General features: G+C 58.2%; 8 protein-coding genes and 2 pseudogenes. 8 read left to right on the top strand and 2 right to left on the bottom strand.

Features of this window, described 5'->3' with window-relative positions:
- The 3 genes and pseudogenes from MWC30_RS21005 to MWC30_RS20995 all read left to right on the top strand — a co-directional run.
- Positions 1-691 (top strand): annotated as a pseudogene (locus MWC30_RS21005) (hypothetical protein); the annotation flags it as partial.
- A gap of 37 nt (positions 692-728) precedes the next feature.
- A complete protein-coding gene (gene miaA, locus MWC30_RS21000; protein WP_244086162.1) occupies positions 729-1,661 on the top strand; it encodes a tRNA (adenosine(37)-N6)-dimethylallyltransferase MiaA in 933 nt (310 codons plus the stop codon).
- Between the two features lie 90 nt (positions 1,662-1,751).
- Positions 1,752-4,043, top strand: a complete 2,292-nt coding sequence (locus MWC30_RS20995; protein WP_244086161.1) for a dynamin family protein — start codon at positions 1,752-1,754, stop codon at positions 4,041-4,043.
- Here the strand turns inward: MWC30_RS20995 and MWC30_RS20990 are convergent.
- Both MWC30_RS20990 and MWC30_RS20985 read right to left on the bottom strand, forming a co-directional pair.
- Positions 3,967-4,917, bottom strand: a complete 951-nt coding sequence (locus MWC30_RS20990; RefSeq protein ID WP_244086160.1) for an RluA family pseudouridine synthase — start codon at positions 4,915-4,917, stop codon at positions 3,967-3,969. The genes MWC30_RS20995 and MWC30_RS20990 overlap by 77 nt on opposite strands.
- Positions 4,904-5,275 (bottom strand): zinc ribbon domain-containing protein, encoded by a 372-nt coding sequence (locus MWC30_RS20985; RefSeq protein ID WP_244086159.1) that lies wholly within the window; start codon positions 5,273-5,275, stop codon positions 4,904-4,906. The genes MWC30_RS20990 and MWC30_RS20985 overlap by 14 nt, the downstream gene beginning before the upstream one ends.
- A gap of 194 nt (positions 5,276-5,469) precedes the next feature.
- On the opposite strand from MWC30_RS20985, the gene MWC30_RS20980 reads away from it, so the two are divergent.
- The 5 genes and pseudogenes from MWC30_RS20980 (at position 5,470) to MWC30_RS20965 (ending at position 11,864) form a co-directional block, all read left to right on the top strand.
- The gene (locus MWC30_RS20980) at positions 5,470-6,276 is read left to right on the top strand and encodes an AAA family ATPase (protein WP_244086158.1); all 807 of its coding nucleotides are present in this window, start codon (positions 5,470-5,472) and stop codon (positions 6,274-6,276) included.
- Positions 6,277-6,367: 91 nt separating this feature from the next.
- Entirely contained in the window at positions 6,368-8,095 is a 1,728-nt protein-coding gene (locus tag MWC30_RS20975; RefSeq protein WP_244086157.1) for a SulP family inorganic anion transporter, read from the top strand.
- Positions 8,095-8,976 (top strand): Hsp33 family molecular chaperone HslO, encoded by an 882-nt coding sequence (gene hslO / locus MWC30_RS20970; RefSeq protein WP_368860916.1) that lies wholly within the window; start codon positions 8,095-8,097, stop codon positions 8,974-8,976. Before MWC30_RS20975 ends, hslO begins: the two co-directional genes overlap by 1 nt.
- 112 nt (positions 8,977-9,088) lie before the next feature.
- Positions 9,089-9,430, top strand: a pseudogene (locus MWC30_RS23185) (cation transporting ATPase C-terminal domain-containing protein); the annotation flags it as partial.
- A gap of 151 nt (positions 9,431-9,581) precedes the next feature.
- Positions 9,582-11,864 (top strand): heavy metal translocating P-type ATPase, encoded by a 2,283-nt coding sequence (locus MWC30_RS20965; protein WP_244086155.1) that lies wholly within the window; start codon positions 9,582-9,584, stop codon positions 11,862-11,864.
- Positions 11,865-11,984 lie beyond the last annotated feature (120 nt).

Genomic DNA, 11,984 nt, shown 5'->3' with positions numbered 1-11,984 from the left:
GGGTCTTTTCCCGCCCCTTCCTCCTCGCCCCCCCCTTTCCCTCGGCGATGGGGAGTCCCGTGCCGCATCCGCTGCGGTGGGTCTCGACGCGGGAGAGGATGTTTTCCCGCAGGAAATACTCTTTTCCCGGCTGCCTGTCCTGGGGCAGCTGGCCAACAGCTATATCCTCCTGGAAGCGTCCGACGGCCTGGTCCTCGTGGATCAGCACGCCGCCCATGAACGGATCCTCTACGACCAGCTTGCCTCGGATACGCCCAAGGAAGCGGGGCAGCGGCTCATGCAGTCCGTCGTCATCAATCTGTTTCCCCGGGAAGCCGTCATGCTGAAGCGCTGGCTGGATTCCCTCCGAGAGATCGGGTTTGAAATCGAGCCTTTCGGTGGAGACAGCTTCGTCATCCATTCGGTGCCCGCTGCCCTCGGTGCCTGTTCGCCGGAGGTCCTCCTGAGAGGCCTGTTGGAAACGGCCCACGAGGATGAGAAGGCCCCCCGCTGGGACCTGCTGGCAGGACTCGCCAGGAGCGCGTCCTGCCACGGGGCCATCCGTGCCGGGCAGAAGCTGAAGCCCGAAGAAATTCGCTATCTCCTGGAGACCCTGGATAAAACCGCAGTTGCGTCCACCTGCCCCCATGGCCGTCCCCTCTGGTTCAAGCTCTCCCTGGATGAAATCGCTCGCCTTTTTCACCGTACATGACCCTGTGCCATTTCACGCCCTCTCGAGGAAAAGATTCATGGATTTACGGGAAACGCTTCCCATCATACTGCTGGCTGGCCCCACCGCCGTCGGCAAGACGGCTCTTTCGCTGGAATTGGCCCATCGCCTGGATACTGAAATCGTCAATGCCGATTCCATGCAGATCTACCGCTACATGGACATCGGCACGGCCAAGCCAACTCCCGAGGAACGCGCGCTGGCTCCCCATCATCTTCTGGATGTCGTCGACCCGGATGAGCCTTTCGATGCCGCCCGCTACCTGGACTTGGCGAAGCCCGTGGTGGATGCCCTGCACGCCAAGGGAAAAATCCCCCTGGTGGTGGGTGGAACAGGGCTTTATATGAAGATCCTCACCCGGGGCATCTGCCCCGCCGCGCCGGGGGATCCCGCCGTGCGGGAGGAGTTGCAGGCGGACGAAGAGCGGCGGGGGCTGCCTGCAATGCATGCAGAATTGGTGAGCTCCGATCCCCAGTTGGGCGCCAGACTCCATCCCAACGACCGGCAGCGCATCCTGCGCGCGCTGGAGGTGTTCCGCATCACCGGCATTCCCCTTTCCCAATGGCAGGAGCAGCACCGTTTCCAGCAGACCGTCTATCCCAGCATCAAAGTCTTTCTATATCGGGATCGCAGCGAGCTCTACCAGCGCATCGACCGGCGTGTGCTCCAGATGATGGAGGCAGGCTTCCTGGAGGAAGTTCAAGGTCTCATGGCCAGAGGCTATGGCCCGGAGCTCAAGCCCATGCAGTCCCTGGGCTACAAACAGATGGTACGGCATCTTCTGGGAAAATGTACCCACGGCGAGGCGGTGCAGGAGATGCAGCGCGAAACTCGAAGGTATGCCAAGCGGCAGATGACCTGGTTTCGGGGAGATCCGGATTTCCGATGGTTCGATGTTTCCTGCGGGAAGGAAATCCTGGCATGGGTCAAGAGCTCCGCCAACATGCCTTGATTTTTTTTGAAGTTTCTGGATAAGGTGAAATCGATGAGTTGATCCCGTTGCAGTTCATGGAAGATCAAAGTCGGGGCACGACGGAGGGGCATGAACGAATATCTGCAATTCAAAGGAAAAATCCAGCAGCGTGTGGAGACCCTCGCCCATATGCTCCAGGAACTGGAAGCGGCAGGGTTGGTGAATGGGAAGATGCTTTCGCTCTGGAGAGATTCTTTGGATGGGGTGAGAGCCTCCCTGCAGGATTCTCTCGTGCGCATCGCGGTCGTGGGGTCCGTGAAATCCGGCAAGAGCACTCTGGTCAATGCGCTCCTGGGGAGGGACCTGCTGAAGCGGGGCGCCGGGATCATTACGGCTTTCATCACGCGGATTCGAACCGACAGTGTTGTCGGCGGATGGGTGGAGCTGAAGCCCTGGCATCAGGTCCGGGAGGAGCTCAACGCCAACCTGCGCCTGCTTCCCACGTTCCAGGAGGAGATGGACCGTGAGGAGCCGCTGGACCTTCGGCGTCCCGAAGACCGGCAGCGGCTTGAGGCATGCCTGATGCGGACGCAGACGGAATGGCAGCAGGCCGGCGGGCAGATTGATCCCCGGTTCATACTCCTGAAGGGATATGTGGATGGGTACGCCGCCGTCCAGGGGGATCTGGGAGAGGAAGTCCGCCGCATCACTTTCGATGCGGCCTCCATCGCGGGGCACCAGCGGTACGTGGGGCAGGAGGGGCCCTCGGTCTACGTACGGAACATGGAATTGCATCACCCTGTGCCCTGGCTGGGCCAGGAGATCGAAATCGCCGACTGCCAGGGGAGTGACTCCCCCAATCCCCTGCATTTGGAACTGTTGCAGCGGTATCTGCTGGGAAGCCATTTCATTCTCTATGTCATCAGCAGCCGTACGGGGCTCAGAGAGGCCGACTTCAAGCTCCTGGACTACATCAAGACCCTGAGGATGTTTCCTCAGACTTTTTTCGTACTCAATGTGGACCTCGATGCTCATCCCCATGAAGCAGACCTCCTCTCCCTGGTGGAGCGCGTCCGCAGTGAACTGGCGTGGGTGGTTCCGAGGCCTGCGCTCTTTGCCTTTTCCGGTCTTTATCACTTGATGGATGAGCTGGGGGAGGACCTTCCGCTTCGCGAGGCACGGCGACTGGATCTCTGGAAGGAGGATGCGGGCCTCGCACGTTTGACGGAAGCGGACTTCCAGGCTTTCCGCGGGGAGCTGCGCCAGCGCATCGGAGCGCAAAGGGTCCGTGTCCTCCTGGGGAGCGGCCTCAGCCGGCTCAGCATGGTGGCTGCCAGCGTTCTGGACACGGCCCGGGCTCGGAAACGAAGCATCGATGCAGATCTCGGGGGCCTTCACCAGTTGGGAGAACAGCTGAGGGTCAAGCAGAAGGCCCTCCAGTCGACCCTGGGAACGCTGGAGAACGCCATTTCGGGCCTGCAGGACGCCTTGAGACAGGAAATGGATGCAGCGGCGGACCGTTATTTCAACCCGGACGCCGGCATCCTCGTGCGTGAGACGCTGGAGATGGTGGAGCACTACCCCATCGATCCCCAGTACAGGCGAAAGCTTGCCGACTACCGGCAGTTCGTGCACGAGCTCTATCGCTTTTACCAGGAATTCCGGCAATCCGTCTGGCGCTATCTTGTGGAAAAGGTGAATGTGCGGGCCATCGATTTTGCCAAGGAGCAGGAAGCCTTCCTCCACGAAAGGCTGTCCGAATCGTCCCACGCATTCTGGGCACTGTTCGGCAGCGCGGTGGCCGATTACCGCCGGGAAATGGCCGGATTCAACGTGGAGCTCCGAATGGCGGGGGATTGGTGCCATTGCCCATGGTCTTCGGCCGACAGGGTCGCTCCGCCTTCCTTCAGTCCTTTCCTGGACCAGGAAGGGCTGGGGCGCGGCGTCCTCCTCATGAAGTTCGGCCTGGGGAGATTCACCCGGTTTCTCACGGGTATCAAAGCGCGCATGGGGAAGGAGAAAAATCTCCTGCAGTGGAAATCCCAGGACAATGAAACCCTCCAGGAGGCTCTCAGCCTGGTGAAGTCGGAAACGCGGTCGGAGCTGCTGCACGCTTTTCAAGAGTACCAAAAAAGCTTCAAGAATGGCTACCTCCACCGAATCCTGGGGGAGATGACGCGCACCCTCCAGGAGGAGTTTCGGGTGCGAGCGGACATGACGCAGCTCGATTTCGCCGGTATTCTCAGGCAGAGCGAAGTGGAAGGGGAGGAAAGAGCCCTCCTGCGGGACCACCTCGTGCGAACGGTGGAAGTCACCGGGGGGCTGGTGGAGGAATTGGACGAGCTCAGGTGCCTGGTTCAGCTGGAATGGCTGGCACCCGGGGTGGAGGCCAGTCAGTCGGAACAGGAGCCGTTACGCTGAGCTCCTGCCTGGTGACGGGATGCTTCAGGCGAAGTCGGTAGGCGTGCAGGTAGAGGCGGTGATCCGGTGGGCCGCCATACAGGCTGTCCCCCAGGATGGGAAGCCCCGCGGCGGCCAGGTGGAGCCGGATCTGATGGGTGCGGCCCGTGCGGGGAGAAGCCCACAGGAGGCAGCGTCCTTCCTCCGCGTGCAGGACCTGGAAGGCGGTTTCGGCGGGCTTGCCCTGCCCCCTGGGAAGCGTACAGTAGCGCCCGCCTTTTCGGCCAATGTCCTCCCTGGAGACCCACTCGTCCGCAGGGGGGCTGCCCTGCGCCCAGGCCAGGTAGTCTTTCACCACGCTGCGCTGTTCGAAGGCCTCCCCCAGGCGCCTGTTTGCCGAACGATCCAGGGCAAAAACCATGACGCCGCTCGTGTCGCGATCGAGGCGGTGGTGCAGGGCTACGTAAGGGGAGGCTGCCCCGCTCTTTTTGAAATGGCGAAACAGGGCCGCAAAAAGGTTGTTGTAACCGTCCGCGGGGGTTTGTTGACTGGGGATGCCCGCTTCCTTGTCGTAGAACAGAAGGACGCGATCCTGGTAGAGAATGCGTTCGGGATCGATCTCATAAAAGCGTTGAATCCCTTTCCACGGCCAGTATAACCGGATCTCTTCGTTTCCTGCGAGCCGCCTTTCCGGGTTGGTTTCCTGTCGGCCGTCCACCTGGACGGACCCGAAGTCGATGAGATCCAGGGCTTTCTCGGTCGTGATGAGCGCCTCCTGAGCCACGTGGTCTGCAAGGATGGCTCCCCGGCAGGCCGGGGTCACGCGCCAGGCTGTGAAATGGGGGAGCTCCCGGGATGGATGACCGCTCACGCGCCTGCCCTCAGAGGTCGTCATCGGCCATGCTTTCTCCGGCCTGGAAGCCGCCTTTGGACTCTTCTTCCATGGCCTCTTCCACCATGGCGTCCACGTCCATGTCGTCTCCGAATTCCTCGCCCATTTCGCGGCCCATGGTCTTCATCCATTTGGCCATGCTCTTGGGATCGTTTTCATCCAGGCCACCCAGGCGGGAAGGGTCTGCCAGGCGTTCCATGCGGGTTTCTTCGGAGAGGCGGACCCGCACGCGGGAGGGAATACGGTTGATACCGTCACTGCCGCAGTATTTGCAAGTTTCCGGGACGGGCTCGGAAACACGAAATGTGATGAATTCGTTCTTCTTTCCACACTGCTTGCACCGGTATTCGTAGATGGGCATCGATTCTCGCTCCTTTCTCCTGAATTGATGTGTCCGGCGGTTATACGGTTACGCCGCACTTCCATTTCATCTTTCCTTATCCCGATCATGAGGTGGAGGCAAGCAAAACGTCGAGTGGAAAGGTTCCATGCAAACCATCCTGCCCCTGGTGCTTCACCGGCCCGACGGGGGTGACGTGTGAGGGAGAAAGTCCCATGTCCGTGATCATCGTTTCAAGAGGGTCCTACAGCCGCGGCAAGGTCGTTGCGGAAAAGGTTGCGGCTTTTCTCGGCTATGAATGCTTTTCGCGGGAGATCATTCTCGAAGCTTCCGAGCTCTTCAACATCCCGGAAGTGAAACTGGTGCGGGCCATTCATGACGCGCCGTCGGTCCTGGACCGCTTCCGTTACGGTCGGGAGCGATTCATTGCTTTCTTTCGAGCGGCTCTTTTGCAGAATTTGCGCCGGGACAACGTGGTGTACCACGGACTGGCGGGCCATTTCTTCGTCCAGAATATCCCTCACGTCCTGAAGGTGCGCATCACTGCGGATCTGGAAGACCGCATCCGGGAGGAGATGCGTCGGGAGAACATTTCCGCCGAAGAGGCTCGAGAGATCCTGGTGAAGGACGACGCCGAGCGTCGCAAGTGGGGATTGAACGTTCATGGGGTGGATACCTGGGATTCCAGGCTTTATGACCTGGTTTTGAATGTCAGCGGCATGGATGTGGACGATGCCGCCTCCATCGTCCTGCATGCGGTGCAGCGCCCCTGTTTCCAGAGCACGGAACGGAGCCGGCAGCTGCTGGACGACCTGGCTTTGGGAGCCCAGGTGGAGGCTGCCCTGGTGAAAGATTTTCCCAAGGTGAAGGCCCACGCCAAAAGCGGGGAAGTCTTCGTGAGCATCCGGGCGTCTCTCATCGAGGAGGGCTCCATCACCAGGAAGGTCGAGCAGGCAGCCGGGAACATTCCCGGCGTGCGCCTGATTCGTGTCAACATTGTGCCCTTCCTGTTCGAAGATTAACATCGGTGTGTAAATCACTTTTCTTGCTCGGGACTCTGCGGGGAATGCTATGGGATTGGGACACTCAGCCATAAGGCGAAGATGGAGAAGAATGGCGGGGCGCAGGCTTTTCCCCTTCCTGCGCTGGTGGAATTTTGTGGGCTGGGATACGCTGAGGGCCGACTGCTTCGCCGGACTCACAGGGGCCGTCATTGTTCTGCCTCAGGGAGTGGCCTTTGCCATGATTGCCGGGCTGCCTCCCGAATATGGTCTTTACACGGCTATCGTGACACCCATCGTGGCAGGGCTCTTCGGTTCGTCTCTCCACCTGATTTCAGGCCCCACGACAGCCATTTCCATCGTCGTCTTTTCAACCATCAGCCCGCTGGCCCCGCCCGGGACTCCCGAATATATCCGCATCGCCCTGACACTCACCTTTCTGGCGGGAGCCTGGCAATTCACGCTGGGACTGGCCCGCATGGGAATACTGGTGAACTTCGTTTCGCACTCTGTCGTGGTGGGATTCACCGCCGGCGCGTCCATCCTCATCGCCACGAGTCAGCTGAAGCATGTCTTCGGTTTGCAGGTGCCTCGAGGGGCGTCTTTTCTCCAAACCTGGATGCGTGTTGTCCAGGACATCGAGAGCATGAATCACTATGTTTTGGGGATTGCCCTCCTGACCCTTGGCTGCGCCATTTTTTTCAAGACTTACCGCTCCCGCTGGCCGGGGCTGCTCATCGCCATGCTCGTCGGCAGCCTGGCCAGCCTCCTCCTGGATGGTCATCGGCACGGGGTTCCGTTGATGGGGAAGCTCCCGGCCCAATTGCCTCCCCCGTCCCTGCCGGATTTTTCCATCACGACCCTGCGGGAGCTCGCTCCCAAAGCCCTGGCAGTCGCCCTTCTCGGGCTCATCGAAGCCCTGTCCATCGCCCGTTCCATCTCCACCCGCTCCGGGCAGCAGATCAACGGGAATCAAGAATTCATCGGTCAGGGCCTTTCCAACATGGTGGGAAGCTTTTTCTCCAGTTACGCGGGATCGGGCTCTTTCACCCGTTCAGGGATCAACTACCAGGCAGGGGCCATGACGCCTCTTGCCGGGGTTTTCTCAGCTGTCTTTCTGGCACTGATAGTCCTCCTCGTCGCCCCCCTGACTGCCTATCTCCCCATCCCCGCCATGGGAGGGGTGATTCTCCTCGTCGCTTACAATCTCATCGACTTTCATCACATTCGGAGCATCATCCGTACCAGCAGGGAGGAGACGACGGTCCTCCTCACGACTTTCCTGTCCACGCTGCTCCTGGATCTTGAATTCGCCATCTATGCCGGAGTCTTGCTTTCCCTTATCCTCTACCTGACCCGCGTCGCCCATCCCCAGATCGTCAACCTGACCCCGAACCCGGACCCGGCCGGCCAGATATTCATCGATACCGACAAGGAATGCTCCCAGTTCAAGATCATCCGCATCGATGGATCCCTCTTTTTCGGAGCTGTGCAGCACATAGAAGAATCGCTTCAGAACATGGACAGGGATTCCATCTTCAAACGGCATGTTCTGATTGTCGGCTGTGGCATCAATTCCATCGACGTTTCGGGGGCTGAACTGCTGATGCAGGAGGCGCGGCGCCGCAGAAAGCTGGGGGGAGATCTTTACTTGAGCGGACTGAAACAGCAGGTCAAAGACCTGCTGGAACGGGGGGGATACCTGAAGGAGCTTGGAGAAGATCACGTCTTTGCCTCCGAACGGGATGCCCTTGCCGGTATCGTCCGGCGGCTCGACCTGACGCGGTGCAGTCACTGTGAAACACTGCTTTTCGAAGTGTGCAAAAAGGTGGAATCATGATGAACCCAATCGATTACCTGGTGAGAGGCATCGCGGAAGAAGACAACGTACGCGCTTTAGCCTGTGTGACGACAAATGTTGTGAACGAAGTCTGTCTGCGCCACGAGACTTATCCCCTGGCCGGTGCAGCCCTGGGGCGGGCTCTCACGGCGGGAGCGCTCATGGGCGCGCTCTTGAAAACCAGGCAAACCGTGGCCCTCAAGTTCGAGGGGAACGGGCCCCTCGAAAAAATCATCGTGGAAGCCGAGAGCAATGGAGCGGTCCGCGGATATGTACGTGAGCCCAAAGCCGTCCTGCCCCTGAAGGACGGGAAGCTCGACGTGGCGGGAGGACTCGGCCGCGCAGGCTTGCTGACGGTGACGAAAGATTTGAGGATGAAAGAGCCCTACACGGGAACGGTTCAGCTCTATACCAGCGAGATTGCGGAGGACCTCGCTTACTACCTGATGGAATCGGAGCAGATTCCGTCAGCGGTGGGTCTCGGGGTCTACATGGAGCCTGATGGACGGGCTTCGGCTGCAGGCGGCTTTCTCATCCAGTCGCTGCCTCCCTCCGATGATGCCATGGTGGACCGGTTGGTCGCTCAAATCGGTAAATTGCCTCCCGTGACGGAGCTCTTCCGAAGCGGAAAGCGCCCCGAAGATCTCCTGGAGCTGATCTTCTCGGGGATTTCCTACCGCATCCTGGAAAAGCGGGCCATTGCCTTTCGATGCTCCTGCAGCCGCGAGAGGGTGGAGCGCGCCCTCTTCACCCTGGGGAAGAAAGGTGTGGAAGAGCTTCTCGATGAGCGCGGGCAGGTGGAAATGACCTGCGAGTTCTGCCGGGAGCGTTACGTGCTCACGGAAAAGGACCTGGCATGGGTTCGCGGCGAGGTGCAATGAACTGGACAGCAGTCAGTTCTTTGGTGCTACCAGGATCAAGCGGCCCACTCCAGCGGGGCTCCGTGGCCTCTGGTCCGGATGAGCCGTAGAGCTCCACTACGCTTTCGCCGCGCTCGTTTTCGCCGAACTGCTCCGCTCGTTCAGTGTCCGCAGCGAAACGAAGCAGGTCTGGCGCATCTCTCTTCTCACGAACATCGACATCGCCGTCGTGGTCTCCGTTTCTTTCGGCGTCCAGCTGTTGAGCCATCAGAACGCGGTCCCGGGCCGTTTTCTGAAAACGTCGTTCATGTCCCTTGCCGATTGCTTTATGCTGGTACCCCTGACTGCTATCCCTCTGCTGGTTCTGAAGATCGTGAAGTCCAAATCGAACCTAGACTTGAGCCGGTTTACAATCGCTCCATACGGAAAGCCCATGGGGCACTTTTGCAGAAAAAGGAGAGGAATCTTATACTAAGGAAGGTAGTGGGGTCTCGGATCTCTAAGATTGCTGAATCGATCTCTTTTGATGAGTCCTGAGGGAGAATAGCATACGCCGGGGTCCGGGGGTGAGAATCGGGCAATCAATCGTCCTGACGCAGGGTATTTTTGCAAAGGGGGATGGAGATATGAACGCAGAACCGGACAGTAGGAAAAAGCAACTTAAGGATCCTGTCTGTAAAATGGTCGTATCGAATAGATCAGAATACTATCATCAGAATCCTGACGGAACTTTTTACTTCTGCAGTGAACATTGTCTGCATAAGTTCAGAGAGCATCCGGAACGATACACTGAAAAGGGCACTTCGCAACCTTCCGAAACTGGTGGCGATTCACCCTTCTACACCTGCCCCATGCACTCCGAAATTCGACAACAGGAACCAGGAAATTGCCCCAAGTGCGGTATGGCATTAGAGCCAAGGGGGGCACCGGTTGCTGCGACCAAAACCGTGTACACCTGTCCTATGCATCCTGAAGTTAGACAGGATCGTCCCGGGAATTGCCCCAAGTGCGGCATGGCGCTGGAAGCGGTTGCGTTCAGCGTTGAAGAGGACAATGAGGAACTCATGGACATGAGTCGTCGGTTTTGGATCAGCACCGTACTGGCAGTGCCGGTATTTGTTCTCGCAATGACCGCCGATATGATGCCCGTCTGGTTACCGGAGGGGCTTTCCATGCAAGCGGTTCAATGGATTGAGTTTGCGTTTGCAACACCTGTCGTATTGTGGGGTGGATGGCCCTTTTTCGTTCGAGGATGGCGTTCCGTTCAGAGCTGGAATCTCAATATGTTTACCTTGATTGCGCTCGGTGTCTCGGTAGCATGGACGTATAGTGTCGTGGCCTTAGTGTTTCCACGGATTTTCCCTCCCATCATGCAAATGGAACACGGTTTGGTTCACGTCTACTTTGAGGCCGCAGCCGTGATCACGGCACTGGTGCTTCTGGGGCAAGTGCTTGAATTGCGCGCCCGTTCACGAACCAATGCAGCCATTCGGTTGTTGCTGGGGCTTGCGCCGAATACCACACGCATCGTGCGAAACGATGGAACGGAAGAGGATATCCCACTGAAACAGGTACAGCCCGGCGATACCTTGCGTGTTCGCCCAGGTGAGAAAGTGCCCGTCGATGGTACGGTCATTGACGGGGAAAGCAACGTGGACGAATCCATGATCACCGGTGAACCCATCCCGGTGGCAAAACTGGCGGGGGAGAGGCTCATCGGTGGGACGGTTAACGGAACGGGCAGTTTATTGATGCGAGCCGAGAAGGTCGGTTCCGATACCTTGCTCGCACAAATAGTCGATATGGTCGCCGAGGCGCAACGCACGCGGGCGGCCATTCAGAAACTGGCCGATGTGGTTGCCGGTTACTTTGTGCCCGCGGTAGTCGGCGTTGCCATGACCGCGTTTATCGTCTGGTGGGTGTGGGGTCCCGAACCGCGCTTGGCGCACGCTGTTGTCAATGCCGTTGCAGTACTTATCATCGCCTGCCCATGCGCTCTGGGACTTGCTACACCTATTTCCATCATGGTGGGAACGGGGCGTGGTGCTACAGTCGGAGTTTTGATAAAGAACGCCGAAGCACTGGAGATCATGGAAAAAATAGATACCTTGGTGGTAGACAAGACCGGTACGTTGACCGAAGGCAAACCAAAGCTGGTTGTAGTACAGGCAGAAGAAGGGACTGCCGAAGATGAAGTATTGCGTGTAGCCGCCAGTCTCGAACGCGCCAGTGAACACCCCTTGGCGGAAGCGATTGTCGATGGAGCGGAAGCGAAGGGAATTGAGCTACTTAAGGCCAATAACTTCAAATCCGTTACCGGAAAAGGCGTTACGGGTGAAGTTGGTGAGCATACGGTGATGGTGGGCAACATAAAATTGATGGAAAGCTTGGGCATCGGTTCGGGAAACTTACCGGAAAAGGCGAACAAACAACGCGCCGATGGTAAAACCATGATGCTGGTTGCGATTGATGGCAAAGCAGCGGGGTTGATCGGTGTCGCAGATCCGATCAAAGACTCAACAGTGGAAGCCATTCGCGATTTGCATGCCGAAGGCATTAAAATAGTAATGCTCACAGGTGACAGTCGCACAACCGCAGATGCCGTTGCGGGCAAACTCAAGATCGATCAAGTACAGGCTGAAGTCTCGCCTGAACAAAAAGCCGAAGTGGTTAAACAGCTTCAATCGGAAGGACGTATTGTTGCCATGGCGGGTGATGGTATCAACGATGCCCCTGCACTGGCACAAGCTCAAGTTGGTATTGCGATGGGTACAGGTACCGATGTGGCAATGGAAAGCGCCGGCATCACTTTGGTCAAAGGCGATTTGCGGGGTATCGTTCGCGCCAGGCGATTGAGTCGGGCCACCATGCGAAATATCAGACAGAATTTGTTCTTTGCTTTCATTTAAGTACCCAAGCAAAAGTTTCACAACATTCTAGGTGGAGAAGTTGATTGTGTATTTCGTTCCAAAGTTCTTCAATATGTGATCAATGGCCTCCTGTAGTAAACTAAAGGAGAGATAGGCTGA

The organism is Desulforhabdus sp. TSK, assembly GCF_022836495.1.
GTDB lineage: Bacteria > Desulfobacterota > Syntrophobacteria > Syntrophobacterales > Syntrophobacteraceae > Desulforhabdus.
Note: the sequence above shows the minus strand (reverse complement) of the source record. Positions and strands in the feature narration are given on the sequence as shown.